This window comes from Vibrio tubiashii ATCC 19109 (assembly GCF_000772105.1).
Taxonomy (GTDB): Bacteria; Pseudomonadota; Gammaproteobacteria; order Enterobacterales; family Vibrionaceae; genus Vibrio; species Vibrio tubiashii.
The window spans coordinates 730299-752930 of record NZ_CP009355.1; the positions used below are offsets into that span (position 1 = coordinate 730299).

A 22632-nucleotide genomic window follows, 5' to 3' on the forward strand; every position below is an offset into this window, starting at 1 on the left:
ATTAAAGGGCCAAAGAGCTCAACAAAATTAAGAGGTTAAAAAATGACAGACCAGATTAAGGAATATGATGTGTTAGGTGTGGGTTTTGGCCCTGCTAACCTGTCAATTGCCATTGCGTTAGAAGAAACTGCTCAGCATCAAGAGTTGAGTTATTGTTTCTTAGAGCAAAAATCTCACTTTGAATGGCATGGCGGAATGCTACTAGACGGTACTCGAATGCAAATCTCGTGTCTTAAAGATCTAGTTACTTTGCGTAATCCTACCAGCCCATATTCGTTTGTTAACTATCTTCATTCCCACGATCGTTTGAGCTCTTTTATTAACTTAGGCTCTCTTCATCCGTCTCGTGTTGAATTCAATGATTATCTAACCTGGGTTGCGAATCAGTTTGATTCTGTCGTTACTTATGGTCAACGTGTGATTGATATCGAACCGATTGAAGTAGATGGAGAAATTACTAAGGTTCGCGTCGTTTCGACAGATATTGATGGCAACCAAACGGTGCGTATCGCAAAAAACCTTCTGATTGGAATGGGCGGTATGCCTAAATTGCCGGAGCTGTTCAACGGTTTAGATGATGAAAAAGTCATTCACTCTTCTAAATATAAAGTGTGGCGCGAGCAGTTTAATGCAGGTACCGAAACACCTAAGATTGCGGTCGTGGGTGCGGGGCAAAGTGCAGCGGAGATTTTCGTCGACCTAACAAATCGTTATGAAGATGGCGAAGTACACTTGGTTAACCGTAACTTTGCTCTACACCCTGCTGATGATAGTGCATTTGTAAATGAGATCTTCGACCCAGAGTTTACTGACCATGTTTATTCAAGCTCGGATGAAGAACGTAAGACAATTCTGTCTCGTTTCAATGGTACGAACTACTCAGTGGTCGACACGGAAGAGCTCAGTGCAATTTATGAGCGTTTATACCTGCAGAAAGTCACAGGTGAAGGAAAGCATCAGCATTTACGTTGTCATGACATTCAAGAAGTTGGTCAAAAGGAAGGCAAGATTTCACTTCGATATAATGACAGGATTCACACTGAGCAGAATTGGCACGACTATGACGCTGTTGTCCTTGCTACCGGGTATCGTTACGACCAGTTTAATCAGATGCTAGATAAGCTCGAACCTTTGATGTCTGATAAACAGGTTGAACGCCACTACCGTTTACCGATGCAGGATTCATGTAAGGTTAACGTGTTCCTTCAAGGTTGTTGCGAATCTTCACATGGACTAAGTGATACCTTGTTATCTGTGCTTGCAGTGCGATCGAAAGAGATCGTAGATTCACTTTACTCAAATCTTGAGTCAACAAAAGAGCCTGTAAAAGCCTAGTGTTGCCTAGTGAACTTGTCGCAGGTTCTATATCTGCGACAAGTTTGTTTTTTATAATCCTTTCCCACCGCCACCTCACTTTGCTATTTTAACTATTCCTCGTTATGTGTGATGAGTTGAAATCAGTGCAAAGGAGAAGCAAATGAGCTATTTAGTAGAAGGATCTTGCCAGTGTGGTCAGGTCTCATACAAATTAAACCAACCACCTAAGATGGTCGTTGCGTGTCACTGTATAGAATGTCAAAAACTTTCCACGGCTCCATTCAGTGTTACTGCGGTGGTAGGTACTGAAGATATTGAATTTGATGGTGAACTAAAAGAGTGGCAGCGTCTGGCTGAGAGTGGTAACAAAAACTACGCCAAATTTTGCCCTGAATGTGGCAACAGAGTCTATCATTTCAACCCTGACGATCAGTCAACACTTAAGCTTAAACTAAAAGCCAGTACACCGAGCAATCATGATGTTTTTGAACCAACGGTACATGTTTGGGTGAGCGAGAAACAAGATTGGTATCAGTTGCCTGACGGTATAAAAGCCTTCGACAAACAACCTTAATCTTCATACGCTAGTTGAATTTCATCCATTCGAGCGTAAAAAGAATGGACTTCGATGATTGTACTTAGCTCATTTAAACGACGGATTAACTTAGCGTTAAGTTTTGTTCCTGCTTTAAGTAAGCAGCCGCCCGTTTTTACGCAGATATTTTCGAGTACAATCATTCCTTCTTTAAGCTCAGATAGGGTCCCTATTTCAATGACTTGGGAGGAAACTTCTCGTATTTTAGGAGAGTTATCTTCGCTCACAGTTTCAGAAGGCTCAAAGCTGACCTCTGTTGTCGCCTTATCATAGAGGTGCTTTTGATATAAGCGTTTTGGTTCAGAGACAGCGGATTTTATCTGCTCTTGAGCGCTCTGAACGGTGATCGGTTTCACTAAAAACGCGTCAACTTCTAACGTCATACAGCTTGCTATTGTCGCCGTGTCAGAAAGGGTCGTTACAGCAATTATGCTAGTCAATTCAGACGCGCCAGATTCTCCTTCACGTACTGTTTTAACCAACTCCAATCCATTCACTTTGGGCATGTTAATGTCGGTAATGATCAGGTCTACATGGTGCTTGTCTAACTTTGCCAGTGCTTCTTCACCATCTTGGGCACTGAGTAAGTTCTCATATCCTGCTCGGACAAGCATATTGATCAGGGCTTTGCGTGAGAACTTATGGTCTTCAACAATGAGTATCGTGTAGTCGCGAGGGATAAATTGAGTCATAACGAAGCTTCCGTACTTTCTATGATCGATTGTTCGATAAGGTAGACCCTTAACTTCTCTGCTTCTGTTTTGCTTTCCAATAACGTATTAGAGAGGGCGTTCCAATCTTTTTGTGGTGCGATGTTTTGTATTTTCTCAAAGGTCTCAGCTAAGTTTTGTGCACCTGCTGAGCGGGCTGCACCCTTCGCCGCATGTGCGATTTGCTGAAGGTTAAGTTCGTCTTGCTCCAATAGGGCGTTCTCTGCTGACGTAAGATCTTCTGCAACGGACTCCCAATAGCCTTCGAGTAGGGGTGAGACAATCGATGAGTCTGTTGTTCCAAGTATTTCTTTGAGAGATTGCATACAGATTGGAGAGTCTCTTTCCTCTGCATTTGTATTAGTAGGTTTAATTGCTTGGGGTGGTGCGGGTGACAGCGTCAACCACTTAATAATTGAGGCATTAAGTTTTTTCAGTTCGACAGGTTTGGTGAGGTAATCATCCATACCACATGTCATGCATTGCTCAGAGGCTTCTTTCATTGCATTAGCCGTAATGGCAATGATTGGGATATGGCCTAGGTCCTTGTCATCACGCTCCATCTGGCGAATTTGGCTAGTAAGTTCATAGCCATCCATCACGGGCATATGGCAGTCAGTAAGAATTAAGTCAAAGTTTCCGGATTGCCACATATGCAATGCTTCTTGACCTTGCGTGGCGATTTCGCATTGGTAACCTAAATGGGAGAGTTGACGCTTTAGCACATCTCGATTGGTTGGCTGATCGTCGACCACGAGAATCAACTCTTCTCGAGGTTCGTCAATAATCAAAGCATCGGTTGTGTTTTCTATATGAGTGATGTCTGGGCTTAGATGCCCCTTTATAACTGAAATCGCTGTAGTGAGCTCGCTAGGTTTAAACGGGCTACAGTTCATAATGTACGTGTTGGTTTTCAAAAAGCCAGTTTTTGCACCAGCGTCGGAAGTAAATAGAATAAGTTTATTCTTATCGAGTTGCTCTTGTTCAAAAGAAGACAGCTTACCTTCAGTATAGTTGTGATAAATGTCGGGACCGAAGATCACAACATCGATTTCTATCTCGGTCTTTTCAGCGTGATTTAGGACAGTAATTGCGCGTTGAACAGTAGGGACGAAATGTACCTTGCAGTCATAGTTAGATAGGTTGATGTCGCAGAAAGTAATCACGTCTTGTTCGTTAGAGACTAGCAACACCCGGGTGCCATTGATGTATTGTGGAATAAGATCTTCCGGCGGCGATTCCACTTCTATAAATGGTAACTCTAGAGTGAATCGGCTACTGACACCAAACTGACTTTCAACGTTTATGCTGCCACCCATAAGGTCTAGAAGTGAATGAGTAATAGAAAGCCCCAATCCTGTCCCGCCGTAGAGGCGTGTAGTGCTGGTATCGGCTTGCGTGAAGGCTTTAAACAGGTTTTCTTGTTGCTCCTCCGTCATACCAATACCGTTGTCCTCCACCATGAGGTCAATGCAAGGAGCGATACCATTTGAACCCAAAGAAGCAGAAACCCATACTTTACCTTTTACCTCACTCGTACTATCGGTAAATTTCACCGCGTTACCGACCAAATTGAGCATGATTTGGCTAATTCGGACACTATCACTCATTATCACTTTGGGTAAATTAGGATCGTAGGTTAAGTACATATCGATCCCTTTGTTGTTTGCTTGAAGATAGAGAACATCAAGCGAGCGTTCTAATAGGTTCTGCAGTTCGACAGGCGCACTCTCTAGCCTCATTTGTCCGGCTTCAATTTTGGAAAAGTCTAGAATGTCATTAATGATATGAAGTAGGGTCAATGCCGAGTCTTTAATGGTGGAAACCATAGCTCTCTGTTCGGAATCAAGTTCGCCTTCACTCAGTAGGCTCAGCATACCAACAACGCCATTCATTGGCGTTCTGATCTCATGACTCATATTGGCCAGAAACATGGATTTGGCTTCGTTTGCAGCTTGAGCAATTTCGCTTTCTTGCTGCAGAGAAGCCTGAGCTTTTTTCTCTTTGGTTATATCAATATTTACACCACCCATGCCAATAGGGGTATTGTTGTCAGCAGCGAAAACAACATCAGCAGCTGCCTTGACCCAGCGTATATCACCACTTGGTAGTAGAATCCGAAATTCAGCATTGAACTGACTCAAGTTTTCGCGTGCAGAAAGCAGAGCTTGCTCGGCGAAATCAACGTCTTCAGGGTGGACTCTTTCTTGCCACATAGCGTAGTTATTTTCACATGACTGTGAGTCAACGCCATAAATATCGTACATTCGAGCGTCCCAGGTTACTTCGTTACTTTCGAAATCCCAGCTCCATATCCCGATACCTCCGGCTTGTGTAGCCAAGTTTAAATTTCGAACCACACTTTCTAGTTCGGATTCACTGCGCTTAAGTTCCAATTTAGCATCGTGTTCTGAACTTCTGTCGTGAAGGGTGATGAGAATGTACTTACAGTTTTTAATCGAGATATAGCGAGTAGCAGCTGACAGAGAAAGTACTTCATTTTCACGATGAACATAAAAAATTTGGTTGAGCGATACCTCTTGGAACATTGGAACTTGTTTAAGCTGCTGTTCGAGGTGCGAAGGCTTTAGCTCACCGAGTAGTGAACTTATATCTAAACCTAAAATGTCGGTTCTTTGGTGGCAAAAAAGTGATAATGCAGAGTCATTGGCATCAAGTACTTGGTTGCTCTCGTTAAGCAAGATCATTGCGTCAACCGCTTGCTCGAAAATAACGCCAATTTGCAGTTCGTGTTCGTTAATACGTTTGTTTTGTTGTGCAACCATCTCTTTTAATTGTCGATTGCTGTTTCTTAACGCTGCTTTGGCTTTTTGTATTTCAGAAATATTGGTATTGGTAATCACCAAATAATTGAGAGAACCATCCTCCCTGAACATAGGTTGGATATCGACTTTTACCCACATACTGGCATTACCAGGTCGAACGACAAAGTTTGAACATGTTCTAGCATCTGCAGCCGTTTGAAGTTTATCTAGGTCAGCGCTAGAAAGGATCGGAGAGAAAAACTGACTCAGACTTTGACCTACTACGGTAGAGTTTTTACATCCATACAGTTGCCCAAAAGCAGGGTTGGCATAAAAGATGGAATGAGAGCCTCGGACGCCGTCACATATGAAGATGCCTTCTGGCAGAACATCTAACACACTTTTCTTTATTTCATCGGCAGGAGGGCCGTGTCTGTCCTTTTTAGAAAGGATAGAGGAAAAAGGATTCTTCATGGTGCCAACCTTGGTCTTGTTACTTTTTCAATCCATTGACTCATAATTGTTATGTGTACTATTTCATAATATAGTTTGCGATAAGCGCTTGAGCAAACGGAATTAAGCGGCGATCTTGGTGATTTCGCACAGCGATTGTTGATGTATTTTTCTGTTCGATTGAACTCAGATATACATTGTGATTTTTGATATTTGATTAAATGTTTAGTGCTCGAAATAAAATGTCACTACCGAACTTTCGAGAGGTAGATTTTACGTGCTAGCTTCGTGTATTTTCCTGTGGAGTGATGTTAATGCTTGGAAATGGGCTAGTTATAAGATGTTGATTATTAATAATTAAATTTGGTTTTTAACATGAATTGGATAGGTCTGTAGCTTGAGTTAGTTGGATTCTGTTTCAATTTGAGTTCGTAGTGTTATTGCTCAAGTTTTCAACTTGAATAGCACAGTTTACAAAAAAACCATTTGAGTACAAATGAAAAATCAGGCATTTTATATTTAATTGATCGTTCAATTAAAAAAAGGAGCAATGAAATGCCGAAGGTTGGTATGCCTGATATTCGTAAGCCTCAGCTTGTACAAGCAACGATGGCAGTGATCGATCGTGTAGGATTACAATCGGCAAGTATTTCTCTGATCAGCAAAGAGGCTGGCGTCTCATCTGGAATCATTAATCATTACTTTGGCGGTAAGCACGGATTGCTTGAAGAAACGATGCGCGAGATTTTGCGTCAGCTTTCATCCACTGTAACGCAAAAGCTCAACCAGCTGCCAAAAGAAGCTCATCAACAACGTATTAACGCCATCATTGATGGCAATTTTGTCGGTTATCAAGCTGAAAACAAAGTTGCTAAAACTTGGTTGGCTTTCTGGTCTTACTCAGTCCATGACCCTGAGCTGAAACGTCTTCAAAGGGTCAATGAAAAACGTTTGCTGTCCCACCTAAAAATAGAATTAAAGAATTTGTTCGAAAAGGATCAGGCAGAGATCATTGCTCATGGTATCGCTGCTCTGATTGATGGTATCTGGTTGCGTGGGACGCTCAATCCGCAGGGTATTGATGCCGAGAAAGCAAGATTAATCATCAATGATTACCTAGATAAACAGCTCACTTTCTACTCTCAAAAATAATCATAAAAGTCAGATCTTCACATGGAAATGAAATCACTATTCATCGATGGCAAAGCTTGCCATGCAACCTCTAACGAGGCCTTTACTACGTACAATCCAGCCAATGGAGAGCCTTTAGCGAAAGTCGGACAAGCAAGTGAACAAGATCTTGCGCTGGCAATAGATGCTGCTAAAAGTGGTTTTAAAGTTTGGTCTGCGATGTCACCAACAGAGCGCAGCCGTATCTTGTTGAAAGCAGTTGCACTATTACGTGAACGCAACGATGAGCTTGCCGCTCTCGAGGTTGCTGATACAGGTAAGCCTTTACAAGAAGCTATCGCAGTAGACATTGAAACGGGTGCAGACGTTATCGAATATTTCGCAGGTTTAGCACCAGCTATGCAAGGCGAACAGCAACCCTTAAGTGGAACACAGTTTTTTTATACGCGTCGCGAACCTTTAGGTATTTGTGCCGGGATTGGGGCGTGGAATTACCCGATTCAAATTGCAATGTGGAAATCAGCACCAGCATTGGCTGCGGGTAATGCGATGATTTTTAAGCCTTCCGAGGAAACGCCGCTATCGGCTCTTAAGCTTGCTGAAATATTCACAGAAGCGGGTCTACCGGATGGCGTGTTTAATGTTCTGCAAGGGGATCACAGAGTAGGACAGATGCTGACGGCTCATCCTGATATCGCCAAGGTGTCATTTACGGGAGAGTCAGGCACGGGCAAGCTGGTCATGGCAGACAGTGCAAAGACTTTAAAGCAGGTCACCATGGAGTTGGGTGGCAAGTCTCCAATGATCGTGTTTGATGACGCCAAGCTTGATGATGCGGTAGCTGCGGCCATGGTGGCGAACTTCTATACCCAAGGTGAAGTTTGTACGCATGGCACTCGAGTCTTTGTCCATGAATCCCTGCATGATGAATTTGTCGCACAGCTCAAAACGCGAACTGAAAAGCTTATCGTCGGTAACCCAATGGAGATGGAGACTCAGATTGGGGCATTAATATCACGTGAGCATCTGAGCAAAGTACTTAGTGCCATCGAAAGCGCTAAAGCAAGCAAGGCAACACTTCTCACCGGTGGTTATCAGGTTAAAGAAAATGGACTAGACAAGGGTAACTTTGTTGCACCAACCGTGTTTATTGATTGTGATGATGACATGGAACACGTTAAAGGCGAGATTTTTGGCCCTGTCATGTCTGTTCTGAAATTTAGCCAAGAGTCTGAAGTGATTCAAAGAGCGAACAACACGGACTATGGACTAGCCGCTGGGGTATTTACGCAAAATCTCTCACGCGCACATAGAGTGATTCATCAGCTTCAAGCGGGTATTTGTTGGGTCAACACTTGGGGTGATTCGCCTGCGGAAATGCCAGTAGGCGGTTATAAGCACTCTGGTATTGGGCGTGAAAATGGCCCAGAGACACTGCGTCATTACACGCAGACGAAAAGTGTCTTGATTGAGCTTGGTGGCTACGAAAGCCCTTACGAGTAACTTGCGGGAATACGGAGATTCACAATGAAGCAAGATTACGATTACATCATCGTAGGAGCGGGCTCAGCGGGTTGTGTACTGGCTGACAGGCTGAGTGAGAGCGGCGAACACAGAGTATTGCTGCTTGAAGCGGGTGGTACCGACAAGAGTATCTTTATCCAGATGCCTACTGCCTTGTCTTACCCAATGAATACAGAGAAATACGCTTGGCAGTTTGAAACGCAGCAAGAGTCTGGTTTGGATGGCCGTAAACTACATTGCCCGCGAGGCAAGGTGTTAGGTGGTAGCTCGTCAATTAATGGAATGGTCTATGTCCGTGGCCATGCCTGTGACTTTGATGAATGGGAGCAGAATGGTGCTAAGGGCTGGAACTACCAGTCATGTTTACCTTATTTCAAGCGTGCAGAGTCATGGACAGGCGGTGGTGATGAGTATCGAGGTAACGAAGGGCCTCTAGGGACTTGTGCTGGTAATGACATGCAGCTTAATCCTCTTTATCAAGCATTTATTGATGCAGGTAAAGATGCTGGTTACCCGGTAACGCAGGACTACAATGGCTACCAGCAAGAAGGTTTTGGTGCCATGCACATGACGGTGGATAAAGGGGTACGTGCATCCACGTCTAACGCTTACCTAAGGCGCGCACTAAAGCGAACAAACCTTACGTTAGTAAAAGGTGTTGTCGCTCGCAAAGTGATTATCCAACAAGGCAAAGCAATTGGCGTTGAATATGAAAAGTCTGGAAAGATTATTCAGACGTTGGCACAAAAAGAAGTGATCTCAAGTGCGGGTTCTATCGGTTCTCCTCAGCTTTTGCAATTGTCTGGAATCGGCCCTAAATCGGTGTTGGATAAGGCGGGTGTACAAGTCGAACTTGATTTACCCGGGGTTGGGCAAAACCTTCAAGACCATTTAGAAGTTTACTTCCAGTATCACTGTAATCAACCGATCACGCTTAATAGTAAATTAGGCTTAATGAGCAAAGCGAAAATTGGAACGGAATGGATCCTGACACGTAAAGGGTTGGGGGCGACAAACCATTTTGAGTCCTGCGCTTTCATTCGCTCACGCAAAGGTCTTAAGTGGCCAAATATTCAGTACCACTTTTTACCTGCGGCAATGCGTTACGATGGTCAAGCGGCGTTTGATGGGCATGGATTCCAAGTTCATGTCGGGCCAAACAAGCCTGAAAGTCGCGGCTCAGTCGAAATCATTTCTTCAAACCCGAGTGATAAGCCTAACATTGAGTTTAACTACATCTCGACGGAACAAGATCGTCAGGACTGGCGTGATTGCATTCGTTTGACAAGAGAGATCCTGCAGCAACCTTCAATGGATGCTTACCGTGGAGATGAGATTCAGCCGGGACTCGACGTTACTAGCGATGAGGCGATTGATGAATGGGTCAAGCAAAACGTCGAGAGCGCTTACCATCCATCTTGTAGCTGTAAAATGGGCGCCGATGATGACCCGCTAGCCGTACTCGATGAAGAGTGTCGAGTTCGCGGTATTGAAGGGTTGCGAGTGGTCGATTCATCAATATTCCCAACCATCCCAAATGGCAACTTGAACGCTCCGACCATCATGGTTGCTGAGCGTGCAGCAGACATGATCTTAGCCAAACCGCTACTTGAATCAGTCAACTTGCCTGTGTGGTTAGCCCCAGAGTGGGAGCACAAACAGAGAATTAATAAACCTAAAAGAGCTGTGGAATCAGCTCAATAAAGTCAGTAATCATTACAAGGAACACATTATGTCTATGATGACAAAAACATTTACCTCCCTAGCGTTGAGTGCGCTTGCCGCCAACGCGTATGCCAATCAATGTGAAACTGTACGTTTTGCCGATGTTGGTTGGACGGACATTACTGCAACGACAGCAGTAACCTCTGAGCTTCTGAAAGGGATGGGCTACAAAACGAAAACCGATTTGCTGTCTGTGCCAGTGACATACTCGTCAATGGCGAACGGTGATATCGATATCTTCCTTGGCAACTGGATGCCAACAATGGAGGGAGATATCGCTAAATACCGTGAGGCAGGCAGTGTCGAAACGGTTCGCGCCAATCTTGAAGGTGCGAAATACACCTTGGCAGTACCTAAGTATGTTTACGACGCAGGGGTGAAAAGCTTTGCTGATCTCGCAACACATGCCGATAAGTTTAGAGACAAAATCTACGGAATAGAGCCAGGTAATGACGGTAACCGACTGATTCAGTCAATGATTGATAGCGATGCCTTTGGCCTTAAAGACTTTAGTCTTGTTGAGTCGAGTGAAGCGGGAATGGTTTCTCAGGTTGCACGTGCAGTGCGCCGAAATCAATGGATTGTATATTTAGGTTGGGCGCCGCACCCAATGAACAGCAACATTGAGATGGCTTACCTTGATGGTGGCGACGACTTCTTTGGTCCGAACTATGGTGGGGCGAACGTCTACACCAACGTACGCGCTAACTACCTTTCTGAATGTAAAAACGTAGGTCAAATGCTGAAAAACCTAACGTTTAGTTTGGAGATGGAGAACGAGCTGATGGAAGCTATTCTTAACCAAAACGTAAAACCTTCCAAGGCAGCGCAGCAGTGGTTGAAACAAAACCCACAGCAAGTTGAAGCATGGCTAGAAGGCGTTAAAACCTTGAGTGGCGATGACGCTGCAACAGCCGTTAACAGCTACATTAAGTCAAACGCATAATAAAAAATGGTGAGGTAGCAGTGCTGCTGCCTCACCAAATAATAAAGGTTATATCGTGAATTTTATTACAAACAACAAAATCCCTGTGGGTGAGTGGATGGAAACGGGCGTAGATTGGCTGACGCTGAATGCGGCAGGGTTCTTCGACGCAATCTCTATCTTTCTTGAAACCGTTATTCTTTTTGTTGTCGATATTTTTAAATGGATGCCGCCTGCGTTCCCGATTGTGTTAACGGCAGCCATTGCTTGGTACTTGCATCGTAGTATCCCGTTAGTGCTATTTGTTATAGGCGCTCTGCTGACTATTCTTAATCTTGGCTATTGGCAAGAAATGCTGGAAACCTTTGTTCTTGTTTTTGCAGCGACAACGATTTCCGTATTAATTGGTGTTCCAATCGGCATAATGGCAGCGCATCGTCCATGGTTGTATACCTTGCTCCGTCCAGTGCTTGACTTAATGCAAACTGTACCGACGTTTGTCTACTTAATTCCCACGCTAGTTTTGTTCGGTCTTGGCATTGTACCCGGGTTGATTTCGACAATAATCTTTGCCATCGCAGCGCCTATCCGTTTGACTTATCTCGGGATTACCAAAGTTCCAGAAGAGCTTATCGAAGCTGGGAAAGCCTTTGGTGCAAGTCGAATGAAACTTTTGTTTAAAGTGGAACTGCCTGCAGCGATGCCGAGCATTATGGCGGGCGTAACTCAGTGCATTATGTTGTCACTCTCCATGGTGGTCATTGCTGCTTTAGTCGGTGCCGATGGCTTAGGTAAACCAGTGGTTCGAGCACTGAACACGGTCAACATTTCACAAGGATTTGAAGCTGGATTAGCCATCGTACTCGTGGCGATCATTCTCGATCGTTTGTGCAAGACACCTAATCAAAAAGAGGCATAGTCATGGATGCAATCACTATTAAAAATTTGGATGTGGTGTTTGGTGATAAACAACAGCAGGCGTTAACCCTTCTAGACCAAGGTTTATCTCGCCAAGAAATCATTGATCAAACAGGACAAGTAGTCGGCGTTGATAACGTTTCCCTTTCAATTCAAGAAGGTGAAATTTGTGTGCTAATGGGCTTGTCAGGGTCGGGGAAATCGAGTTTATTACGTGCAGTGAATGGCTTGAATGAAATCAGCCGTGGTTCGCTAGAGATTAAAGATGGTCAGCAGGTCGTTGATTTAGCCAATTGCGGCGAAGAAACATTGCGTCATTTACGTACCCACCGCGTCTCTATGGTGTTTCAGAAATTTGCCTTGATGCCTTGGTTGACTGTGCTAGACAACGTTGCGTTTGGTTTAGAAATGCAGGGTATGAGTAAAAAAGAACGACGAGAAAAAGCGCGTTCGCAGCTAGAAATGGTCGGACTAGCAGAGTGGGAAAGCAAATATCCCCATGAGTTATCGGGTGGCATGCAACAGAGGGTAGGGTTAGCAAGAGCCTTTGCAATGGACACCGATATCCTGCTGATGGATGAACCTTTTTCGGCACTCGACCCGTTGATTCGTGCTCAGCTACAAGACGAACTCATTCAACTGCAAAGTAAGCTGAACAAAACAATCTTATTTGTCAGTCACGATTTGGACGAGGCACTTAAGATAGGAAACAACATCGCGATTATGGAATCAGGCAAGCTCATTCAACATGGGAAGCCTGAGCAAATCATCCTTGCACCGGAAACCGATTACGTTAAAGACTTTGTCGCTCATACTAATCCTCTTAATGTGCTTAAAGGTCGTTCATTGATGCAGTCACGTGAAGAGTTAGCAAGACGAAATGATCAATGGGAGATTTGTTCATCAGACGAGCTTTGGGTTGAGCAACTTCCCCAGGGTTTGAGTTTGGTTGATTCGAACAAAACGCTGGTGGATTGGAGTGACGATTCTCTGGAGATAGAAGACATCAACAGTTCTATGGTGGTTCAAGCTAGCCCTGAAATAGGAATGCGCGAGGCGATTGAGCTCAAACAGCGTAGCAATCAACCTATTTTGTTGGTCGAGGAAGATGAACTTGTCGGAGTCCTCACGGACAATGAGCTCTATGATGCTTTGCTTGGTAACTTCAAAACCAAGCAGGTCGCTTAACCAAAATGCCCAGCCTGTCAGGTTGGGCATTTTTCATTAACAAATCTTAATCTACACTCAACTCTGCCTTAATCTCACTCTTAGTACTCTTTGGGAATAACGAAAACCAAAGGGGACAAAAAGGTGAATATACTAGGATATCTACAAAAAGTCGGTAAGGCGCTGATGGTGCCTATCGCAGTTCTGCCAGCGGGTGGTTTAATGCTCGGATTTGGCTATGCGCTTGACCCTACATGGGGTGCAGGTGGTAGCGCGTTGGCGAGCTTTCTTATTTATGCGGGTAGTGCGATCATGGATAATCAAGAGTGGTTGTTTGCTGTTGGTGTCGCATTTGGCATGGCGAAAGACAATAACGGCGCAGCAGCACTGGCAGGTTTGATTGGTTTGTTTATTGTGCAAACTCTGGTCTCAGATCCTGAGGTCATTTCTAGGCTAACGGGAATGCCTGTTGCGGATATGAGTAAGGAATCTATCATTGCGTATGGGGCTGTCGTCAACGCCTTTACGGGGATTCTAACGGGTATTATTGCGGGAGAGCTCTACAACCGCTTCCACAATATTCAACTGCCGTCGGTATTGGCATTCTTTGGTGGACGCCGTTTTGTGCCAATTATTACCTCGGCAGTAATGTGTGTTGTGGCTTACATTCTGATTGTGGTTTGGCCTGTGGTCTATGTTGCACTGGTTAACTTTGGTAAGAGCTTTATTGACCTTGGTCCGGTTGGCGCTGGTCTGTATGGTTTCTTTAACCGTCTGCTGATTCCACTTGGCCTTCACCATGCTCTGAACCAAGTATTCTGGGCTGATCTTGCCGGTATAAACGATATCTTCAACTTTTGGAACAACACTGGTGAGCTTGGTATTACAGGTCGTTATATGGCTGGCTTCTTCCCTGTCATGGGCTATGGTCTGCCGGCAGCTGGCCTAGCCATTTACCACTGTGCTAAGCCAGAGAACAAAGCTAAAGTTGGCTCTATTATGTTGGCGGCAGGTACGACTGCAATTGTAACTGGTGTGACTGAGCCGCTTGAGTTCGCGTTTATGTTTGTTGCGCCAGTACTGTTTGTGATTCATGCCGCATTGACTGCAGCTTCAATGACGATTGCAGCCACCTTCCAGTGGACAGCGGGCTTTACATTCAGTGGTGGTCTAATTGACTTCTTACTCTCTATGAATCTGCCATTGGCGAACAAACCGTATATGCTCGTCGTTCAAGGGCTCTGTTTTGCAGCCTTGTACTATGTTGTGTTCCGATTTGCTATCACGAAATTTGACCTTAAAACACCGGGTCGAGAAGATGAGTCAGAAGTCAGTGCAGTTGCAGCATCGACGGATAAGGCGAAATTGGCTGCTCAGTACACTGAAGCTTTAGGCGGAAAATCTAACCTAGAGAGTATCGACGCCTGTATCACACGCCTTCGCTTGGCAGTGCATGACATGAGTAAAGTTGATGAAGCTGCTCTGAAAGAGTTGGGTGCAATGGGAGTAGTAAAACTGAACGAGCATAATGTTCAGGTCATACTGGGCCCTGAAGCTGAGCTAGTTGCTGGAGAAATGAAAGCTCTACCTGCCTAGTCAGTGAGGTTAAGCTTTCAAAACCAATGATAGAAAGGCAGCTTGATTCAAAGCTGCCTTTTTCTATGCTAGTGAGTGAAATAGAGTCTCACTCTTAACCCTGGTTTGTTATCGCGCAGTATTAAGCGTGCGTTGTGCTTGCTAAGTACCGCATCAACCAGAGAAAGTCCTAGCCCATTACCTTGTTCGGTTCTGCTTTTGTCTGCTCTATACATAGGGCGACACACGTGGAGTTTATCTTGATCGGAAATACCGATCCCTGAATCGGCAACCATAACGCCAAAGTGATCGACAACAACTTCAACCTTGCCATCCGCTGGCGTGTATTTCACCGCGTTTTCAATCACATTAAAAACGGCGCGAAAAAGTAACGAACGATCGCCTAAAATAGTGCAGCTTTGGTCTTGTCGATAGGTAATGCTTTGTTGCTTTTGTTCAGCAAGAGGCGTAATAAACTCGATAGCATCACTGACGATACTGCCGAGCTCAACTTTCTCTGTTGCGAGACTGATTTGACCGCTATTGATTTTGGCAATTTCGAGCATACTGTTAAAAAGTGATAAGATAAGTTCAAGTTCATCATGGCAGGCTGAGAATTGCTCTTGTTGAGACTCTGAAAGATCTTTACTTGATAGAACCTCTTCCAGACGCAGTTTCAATCTAGCCATTGGTGTACGCATGTCATGGGCAAGACCAACGGTTAAGGACTTTAACGTCGTCTCATTTTTTGCCATTTGCTCAATCATATAGTTAAGGTGAATCGCTAAGATATCGAATTCATCATCTTTTTCTGAGACGGAAAGTTTAACCTCTCGCTCACCACACAATACGCGGTTCATAGCGCGATTCACTTTCTCTAACCGTTTTAAGATCAGCAATGAAAAGAATAGGGCGGTGCTAAGCATCACCGCGACAGGCATAATGATGCCAGAAAACACAATCGGTGCGAGAGACTCCCGGTGCGCTTCAACAACACTGGGGTTCACGCCAATCTCTAATCGAAAATCATCACCGAGCAAGATGTTAGTCTTCTCACTAGGTAAGGCGGCAATGGGATAGTATTGGGTGTTTAATATCGGCTCCATCGGCTCAACAAGTCGATAGTAAAAAGGGGTCTGAGAGGCTTGCTTAGCTTCTAAAAGGCTTTCAACGTTAGATTTACCCTGAGTGGCGGCAAAACTGAACTCCTGAATTTCATCGTTGAGTTGCTTGGTTAACTGCTGGCGGTGAAAGGCGTCTGAATCGACATAAAGCTGCCGTATAACAACAGTGTTTGCGGCGGCAACGAGCACAAATAAGCCCATTAAGGTTTTAAAGACGGAAGAGCGGGTGAGGGTATAGTTATCGACGAAGGACATAACCTGCCCCTCTTACGGTATGAAGTAACCCAGTACAACCTGCCTCTTCGAGCTTGCGCCTTAGATTGGCTACGTGGACATCAATAACGTTCGTCTTAGGATCAAAATGATAGCTCCAGATACTCTCAAACAAACGCATACGTGACACAACTTGTTCGTGGTGTTCAATAAAATGTTGAATGAGCTGGAACTCTTTAGGTTGAAGGAGTAGCTCTTGATTGTTGCAGGTAAATTTGTGTGCTTTCAGGTCGATTTTTAAGCAGTCGTAACTAAGAGTATGAGAAGGAGTTGATGCGCGATGTGCTCGGTTGATGATGATATCGACCCGGGCAATAAGTTCAGCGAGTGCGAACGGCTTAATAAGATAGTCATCACTGCCTGCTTGCAGCCCATCAACGCGATCTTCGATGCTGTCCATCGCACTCAGAATCAGAACGGGAATGTTGTTATCGGTTGCTCTAATCGCCGACAGTACTTTCATTCCATCTAGGTAGGGTAGCATTCGGTCAAGAATGATCAGTTGATAGTCGCTACTTAGCGCCATCATCAACCCTTTTTTGCCATCCTCAGCCTGATCAACCGCATAACCATGCTCTTGCAATCCTTTGGATACAAATTCTCGAGTGGTTTGGTCGTCTTCAATGATTAATATTTTCACAATAACCCTCTTTTCCATAGCTTGGGGTTATCATAACGAATAAGGTTCTGATTTTAAGAAGAAAAAATAAGGCTCGCGTGACTAATGCGAGCCATATCGGTTTAGGGGGTAAACCGAAAAACGTTTTAGATTAAGGATTTACAGATTAACTCAGCACTTATTTAGTGAGCCTTAACGAAACATTAAGATTTGTTAATCTGGTCATTCCAACTAAACGTTTGATTATCCGCGCATCATGGCGCAAGCGTATGCAGTGGTAAATGCTTGCTCTTGATACTGCTTTAAACCGGTATCTTTAAATTGAATGCCTAGCGGGTTGCGCTTTAGGCTCTCTTTGATAGCCGTTGGCGCCACAATCTCTACTTTCAAGTCGTCGATAAGCTGGATTGCAGCTTCTAATTTAAAACCTACCGCGCCGCCTGCGAACTTACCTTTTGTTTGACGCTGGCGAATGACGACTTTTTCGATTTTGTAGTCTTCTATCAACTTGGCAAAAGAGAACTGGAATTTCTTCATCTCTTGTGTGTCGTTGGCATTCCCAATGCTTAGTTTTGCTACGCGGCAGTCTGGTAAGTGAACGACCCCATTCTCATGCGAAAGAAGACAGATTACCGCATCGTTACCTTTTAGCTCTACACCACAAATTTTCATGTTTTCACCTAGTTGTTTGTTAGCGGCGCCATTATATCGACCATTTGTGACTTATCGAGCTTTTTATACAGTGATTGTTGGGAATAGGGTGAGGAAAGAGAAAGGAGCTCAGTAAAAGTTGAGCTCCATACATATAGTTTGAAGCAGGGTGTTATGAGCAGATCTTACCGAGGGTAGGTTGTTGAGTGATCGAGTACTCATCGTCAAGAGATTGGTAAACAATCGCGTTCCAAACCTCACCATTTTCAAGCTCAAATTCCACTGCGTAGTTCATTCCAGCAACAACTTGAGTGCGCACATCAGTGATCTGCTTTAACGGAGACTGAGAAGCGATTTGGTTGAGGACAAGGTCAACGGCTTTTTCGGCTTCAGGTGTCACTTCACCCGGAGGGTAGAAGCCTCCCGGCATCGCTTCGCTGTTACACATAGGGTCGTGTGGCATAGTTGAAATGTACTCTTGGTTTGTTGAAGTCGCTTGGTTACAACCCGCTAGTATAGCGACAGAGACGACTGACAGTAGGATAATTTTTTTCATGCTTACTCCATGACTGAATCATTAATGAGTTTATTTTGATTCGTTAGTTCAATTTAACTCAAGTGCTAAATGAAAATTAACTCATAAATGGATGTTTTAAGTCAGGGAAATGCAATAAAAAAGCCGCTTTAGATAAAGCGGCAAGGCAGGTGGAACGATAAACGGTTAGCTGTTGCCGCTTTCACGGTATTTATATTGATAATCAACATCGAGCACGGCTTTGTACTGAATATTACCTGGTGCGTTTGCAAATTCTTCGATCTGTACTGTCATGTCATTGAGTTTCACACTTGGGTAAACGACGTTACTCTGTGAAATGTGCAGCTTGTTCTTAAGTTGCGCTGGGTTCATTGTTTTCATCTCATCCATGAGGTCAAACGCGGCATCATAGGCTTGTTGCTTAGTTGAGTATGCGTCAGTGGTAAAGCTTGTGTTTGACGTTGTCGCACTGGTTGATGCAAATACAGACGCACTCATTACCAACGAAGCTAATAGAATCACTTTTTTCATAATCTTTTCTCCTGATGGGTGACCTTCGAGAGAAATATTACGCCTAAGGACGTAAGGAGTCTGTCAGGCTGTGTAAGATTACTACTAGGTTTTGTAAAGCTTACCTTTACGTTCGTAACTTGTTCATGACTAAGTCAATTTGCTGTCAGCGAATAGCGTGTTTAGTGAAGTGAGGGTCAGAGGTGAGGCGTTGCCGCCCTATAGTTTTTATTTTCTCGTTGCGCTTATTATGATCGCAGCTAACTGTTTGTTTGAGCGATGAACATTTAAAAAGAGAGCGGATCTGGTATCGAAGTTGCTTGAGTTGTTGTTGCAGACACGAGAGCGTAAAGTGTCTATGTTAAGAATAATGGTATCAGCAGTGAATTGCGCAGGATGAAGCAATGAAAAAACTAGGAATACTGTTTACTGTCTGTTTGGCTCTGGCTGGATGTAGTACCAAGTTTGTCTACAACAATATGGACTGGCTGTTACTGGAGTATCTTGATGATTATGTTGAGCTCAATGATTCTCAAGAAGAGATTGTTAGTCAAAAGGTAGCCGTCCTGAGTGAGTGGCATCGTACACAAGAAATCCCCCATTATGTTGAACATCTTGATGAGCTAATGGCAATCGAGCCTAACACATTCACAATGGATCAACTGAAAGAGCAGGAAGCTAAATTTCAGCAGCACTCGCAGCGCCTTGTGGCGAGAGTTGCACCCGAACTTTATTCCATTGCTAGAGAGTTATCGAACGAGCAAGTAGAAGAGTTGATGAACAGTATTCGTGTTCGTCACACCAAATATAAAAGAAAATACCAAAAACTTTCCGACTCAGAAATCAAAGAGCGTTATAAAGAGCGAATTGAAGAGAATCTAGAAACTTGGCTTGGCCGTCTAACCAAGCAACAACAAGCGTTATTAGATGATTGGGTAGCGGATCTGTATGTCACTTCTCATGATTGGATTAATCACCAAACAAAAATGCGTATTGAAGTGAATACCTTATTATCGAATCGTCTCGACTTGGCTAAGTTCCAACCTGAATTTCAACAGTTAATGTTTAACCCAAACAGCTTCTATGCGCCGGAACTTGAGCAAAAAATCGATCACAATAAACAAGTCGCAAATCAGTATTTGGTGAAAGTCATTAACTCTATGACCACTAAGCAGACGAAGCACTATCGTGAAGAGCTGCAAGACTGGAAAGAACTTGCACTCGATATTCAGTAACTTACGCCACAAAACCAGCACAATGCGGTTTGTTTAATCGCTTGAGCAAGCTAGAGTAAGAGATTCCTTATACAACCTTGCGATAACTATGGAATGGATTCTGTTATTTGGCGCGGGCGTTTTGGGAGGGATACTCAATAGCATTGCTGGTGGCGGGAGTTTTATCACTTTCCCGGCGCTTATGTTTGTGGGCGTACCACCTGTCGTTGCGAATGCCACCAATACTTTTGCTGCATGTGCGGGCTATATCAGCGGCACCTATGGGTTTAGGCACGATATCGCTGAGTCCAGCGGTTCTATGAAGCGAATCATAGTACTTAGTCTTGTTGGTGGCGCACTCGGTGCTTATTTGCTCCTCAGTGTTTCAGAACACCAATTTTTAACCGCAATTCCTTGGTTACTCCTGTTTGCAACTTTACTATTTTTGTTTGGTAACCAAATCAACCACTGGACGGCCAAGCTTTCTCGTTCGGCTTCACTTCACCCGCTGTGGGCGGTACTTTCTGCCTCGATACTGCTTATTATCGTTTCTGCGTATGGTGGTTTCTTTAATGCAGGTCTAGGGGTTGTGGTGCTGAGCTATTTGGTGCTAGCAGGGCACAGCGATATCAACCAAATGAATGGCCTAAAGCTGTTAATCTCTTCTTGTGTCTCTCTTATCGCGATAGTGGTGTTCGTTATTGATGGCTCAATAGACTGGTGGCGAGGCGGGGCAGTGATGCTGGGAACGCTATTGGGGGGCTATGTCGCGGCGAGAGTCTCGCGAAAAGTGGAGCAACATTACGTTAAAGGCTTTGTTGCCTTATCTAGCGTTGCGATGACTGTATACTTTTTCTTAGATGTCTATCTTTAAAGACGTTTGCCAACCTTGAGTGCCATCACGTTCATATCTATTTTGATGTCAATTTAGGTTAATTTAGCTTTCTACAAGGCATAATAAAAGTGGTCAAGAAAAGGCCAGTTGTTTGTCTTTCAAGGCCTTTTCGATTTGCGATTAGGAGGCTTTATGAGTAGAAAACTAGGCAGAGTCATGTCAAGTAGCCGCATGATTACCTTCGTTGCTTTTCTAGCTGCAACATTTGCTTGGATATTAAAGATGCCAGCCCTGTTTACTGTTTCGTTGATTGCGCTTGTTGCTAGTGGTGGTCTCTATCTCAACGATAAGTATAAGCACCGTAAAGAAGAAAAGAGCGCCTGATGGCGCTCTAAGGTGTGTGTTAGAAGAATCCTAATGGGTTAACATCGTAACTGATCAGTAGGTTCTTGGTGTTTTGGTAATGATCGAGCATCATTTTGTGTGTCTCTCGGCCAATACCTGACTTCTTATAACCACCAAATGCAGCGTGAGCAGGGTAAGCGTGGTAACAGTTGACCCAGATTCGTCCCGCTTCGATGTTGCGACCCATTCGATACGCTAGGTTGGCATCGCGAGTCCACACGCCAGCACCAAGACCGTACTCTGTATCATTGGCAATCGCGAGCGCTTCTGCTTCATTTTTGAAACTGGTCACCGCAATGACAGGGCCAAAAATCTCTTCTTGGAAAACACGCATTTTGTTGTTGCCTTCAAGCAAAGTAGGCTGAATGTAGTAACCTGATTCAATGGCGTCAGTTTGCTGCGCAATCTCACCACCAAACACCACTTTCGCTCCTTCTTGGCGGCCAATTTCTAGGTAACTTAAAATCTTATCAAATTGTTCCTGAGAAGCCTGCGCACCAACCTGTGTGTCAGTGTCGAGTGGGTTGCCTTGTTTGATGGTCTTAGCTCTTTCCGCCACTTTAGCGATGAACTTATCGTAGACAGATTCGTGGACTAAGACACGTGATGGACAGGTACAGACTTCACCTTGGTTAAAGAACGCAAGCAAAGTACCTTCGATACATTTATCAAGGTATTCGTCTTCGTGGTCAAAGATATCTGGGAAGTAGATGTTCGGTGATTTACCACCTAGTTCAACCGTTGATGGAATAAGGCTCTCTGCTGCGCACTTAAGAATATGGTTACCAATTTCTGTTGAGCCCGTAAACGCAAGTTTAGCAATACGGTTGCTGGTTGCGAGTGCTTGGCCTGCTTCGCTACCAAAGCCGTTGACCACATTAACCACTCCGGCAGGAATGAGGTCACCGATTTTTTCCATCAATAGTAGGATTGAAGTAGGTGTCTGCTCTGCGGGTTTTAAGACGACACAACACCCTGCTGCAAGTGCAGGCGCGAGCTTCCATGCCGCCATTAGCATTGGGAAGTTCCATGGGATGATTTGTCCAACCACACCGATCGGCTCAGGGAAGTGGTAGCTTGCGGTATTAACATCGAGCTCAGCGGCACTGCCTTCTTGAGCGCGAATACAGCCTGCAAAGTAACGGAAATGATCGACAACAAGCGGTAGATCCGCAGCCAGTGTTTCACGTACAGGCTTTCCGTTTTCCCATGTTTCTACTACCGCAAGCTCTTCTAGGTTTTGCTCGATTCGGTCCGCGATTTTAAGCAGAATGTTTGAACGTTCTGTAACGCTCGTCGCTGCCCAACTCGCTCGTACACTATGCGCCGCATCAAGAGCGAGGTTAATATCCGCCTCACCAGAACGCGCAACTTTACAATAAGCTTGACCATTGACAGGCGAGGTGTTGTCAAAGTATTCACCTGACACAGGCTTAACCCATTCGCCCCCAATGAAATTGTTATAGTGGGTTTTGAAATTAACAACGGAACCTTGACTGCCTGGCTGTGCGTAAATCATATAAATATCCTTTTTATTTTCTCATTCAAGTATGTCTGAAGGGCTCACACACGGGTGAACACTTCTAATGGCACAGGTTAGTTAACGCAAATCACAGACCAAATGTTAAAAACTTGTTGTAATTATTTTCTGGCGCTAGAGT

The 22632-nt window shown here is 44.3% G+C and carries 20 protein-coding genes; 12 read left to right on the plus strand and 8 right to left on the minus strand.

All coding sequences use genetic code 11. The features are described 5' to 3' along the window. The first annotated feature begins 42 nt into the window (after window positions 1-42). Together IX91_RS18390 and IX91_RS18395 are read left to right on the plus strand one after the other, a co-directional pair. The gene (locus IX91_RS18390) at window positions 43-1335 is read left to right on the plus strand and encodes a lysine N(6)-hydroxylase/L-ornithine N(5)-oxygenase family protein (protein ID WP_004747584.1); all 1293 of its coding nucleotides are present in this window, start codon (window positions 43-45) and stop codon (window positions 1333-1335) included. Window positions 1336-1477: 142 nt separating this feature from the next. Further along, entirely contained in the window at window positions 1478-1891 is a 414-nt protein-coding gene (locus IX91_RS18395) for a GFA family protein (RefSeq protein WP_004747582.1), read from the plus strand. Here the strand turns inward: IX91_RS18395 and IX91_RS18400 are convergent. Together IX91_RS18400 and IX91_RS18405 are read right to left on the minus strand one after the other, a co-directional pair. After that, complete coding sequence (locus IX91_RS18400; RefSeq protein ID WP_004747579.1) at window positions 1888-2604, minus strand: response regulator; 717 nt, start codon at window positions 2602-2604, stop codon at window positions 1888-1890. The two genes, IX91_RS18395 and IX91_RS18400, sit on opposite strands and share 4 nt — an antisense overlap. Beyond that, window positions 2601-5861, minus strand: a complete 3261-nt coding sequence (locus IX91_RS18405) for a response regulator (protein WP_004747578.1) — start codon at window positions 5859-5861, stop codon at window positions 2601-2603. Before IX91_RS18405 ends, IX91_RS18400 begins: the two co-directional genes overlap by 4 nt. A gap of 534 nt (window positions 5862-6395) precedes the next feature. Between IX91_RS18405 and betI the strand changes: the two genes are divergently transcribed. The 7 genes from betI (at window position 6396) to nagE (ending at window position 14826) form a co-directional block, all read left to right on the plus strand. After that, complete coding sequence (betI, locus tag IX91_RS18410) at window positions 6396-6992, plus strand: transcriptional regulator BetI (RefSeq protein WP_004747575.1); 597 nt, start codon at window positions 6396-6398, stop codon at window positions 6990-6992. Window positions 6993-7013: 21 nt separating this feature from the next. Further along, window positions 7014-8474, plus strand: coding sequence for a betaine-aldehyde dehydrogenase (gene betB, locus IX91_RS18415; RefSeq protein ID WP_004747573.1), 1461 nt, complete (start codon window positions 7014-7016; stop codon window positions 8472-8474). Window positions 8475-8498: 24 nt separating this feature from the next. Further along, a complete protein-coding gene (gene betA, locus IX91_RS18420; protein ID WP_004747572.1) occupies window positions 8499-10199 on the plus strand; it encodes a choline dehydrogenase in 1701 nt (566 codons plus the stop codon). Between the two features lie 28 nt (window positions 10200-10227). Next, entirely contained in the window at window positions 10228-11166 is a 939-nt protein-coding gene (locus tag IX91_RS18425; RefSeq protein ID WP_004747570.1) for a choline ABC transporter substrate-binding protein, read from the plus strand. Between the two features lie 55 nt (window positions 11167-11221). After that, window positions 11222-12064, plus strand: coding sequence for a choline ABC transporter permease subunit (choW, locus tag IX91_RS18430; protein WP_004747565.1), 843 nt, complete (start codon window positions 11222-11224; stop codon window positions 12062-12064). A gap of 2 nt (window positions 12065-12066) precedes the next feature. Further along, window positions 12067-13251: a choline ABC transporter ATP-binding protein gene (choV, locus tag IX91_RS18435; protein WP_004747563.1), complete on the plus strand. Its 1185-nt coding sequence runs from the start codon at window positions 12067-12069 to the stop codon at window positions 13249-13251. Window positions 13252-13374: 123 nt separating this feature from the next. Further along, window positions 13375-14826, plus strand: coding sequence for an N-acetylglucosamine-specific PTS transporter subunit IIBC (gene nagE, locus IX91_RS18440; RefSeq protein WP_004749423.1), 1452 nt, complete (start codon window positions 13375-13377; stop codon window positions 14824-14826). Window positions 14827-14894: 68 nt separating this feature from the next. Here nagE and IX91_RS18445 read toward each other — a convergent pair whose 3' ends face one another. From IX91_RS18445 to IX91_RS18465, 5 genes are all read right to left on the minus strand, one after another. Next, window positions 14895-16184 (minus strand): sensor histidine kinase, encoded by a 1290-nt coding sequence (locus tag IX91_RS18445; RefSeq protein WP_004747558.1) that lies wholly within the window; start codon window positions 16182-16184, stop codon window positions 14895-14897. Continuing rightward, window positions 16168-16842, minus strand: coding sequence for a response regulator transcription factor (locus IX91_RS18450; RefSeq protein WP_004749422.1), 675 nt, complete (start codon window positions 16840-16842; stop codon window positions 16168-16170). Before IX91_RS18450 ends, IX91_RS18445 begins: the two co-directional genes overlap by 17 nt. 222 nt (window positions 16843-17064) lie before the next feature. Continuing rightward, window positions 17065-17493 carry a DUF3010 family protein gene (locus IX91_RS18455; RefSeq protein WP_004748188.1) on the minus strand — a complete coding sequence of 143 codons (429 nt, stop codon included), beginning with the start codon at window positions 17491-17493 and terminating at the stop codon, window positions 17065-17067. Between the two features lie 151 nt (window positions 17494-17644). Further along, window positions 17645-18028: a cystatin domain-containing protein gene (locus IX91_RS18460; RefSeq protein ID WP_004748190.1), complete on the minus strand. Its 384-nt coding sequence runs from the start codon at window positions 18026-18028 to the stop codon at window positions 17645-17647. Between the two features lie 165 nt (window positions 18029-18193). After that, window positions 18194-18538 (minus strand): DUF3316 domain-containing protein, encoded by a 345-nt coding sequence (locus IX91_RS18465; RefSeq protein ID WP_004748191.1) that lies wholly within the window; start codon window positions 18536-18538, stop codon window positions 18194-18196. Window positions 18539-18921: 383 nt separating this feature from the next. Between IX91_RS18465 and IX91_RS18470 the strand changes: the two genes are divergently transcribed. From IX91_RS18470 to IX91_RS18480, 3 genes are all read left to right on the plus strand, one after another. Then, window positions 18922-19752, plus strand: coding sequence for a DUF6279 family lipoprotein (locus IX91_RS18470; RefSeq protein ID WP_004748192.1), 831 nt, complete (start codon window positions 18922-18924; stop codon window positions 19750-19752). Window positions 19753-19840: 88 nt separating this feature from the next. Then, complete coding sequence (locus IX91_RS18475) at window positions 19841-20605, plus strand: sulfite exporter TauE/SafE family protein (RefSeq protein ID WP_004748194.1); 765 nt, start codon at window positions 19841-19843, stop codon at window positions 20603-20605. Between the two features lie 153 nt (window positions 20606-20758). Next, complete coding sequence (locus IX91_RS18480) at window positions 20759-20950, plus strand: hypothetical protein (RefSeq protein WP_004748196.1); 192 nt, start codon at window positions 20759-20761, stop codon at window positions 20948-20950. A gap of 19 nt (window positions 20951-20969) precedes the next feature. Here the strand turns inward: IX91_RS18480 and exaC are convergent, their stop codons facing one another. Continuing rightward, on the minus strand, window positions 20970-22490 hold the full coding sequence (gene exaC / locus IX91_RS18485; protein WP_004748198.1) for an acetaldehyde dehydrogenase ExaC: 1521 nt from the start codon (window positions 22488-22490) through the stop codon (window positions 20970-20972). Window positions 22491-22632: the final 142 nt, after the last annotated feature.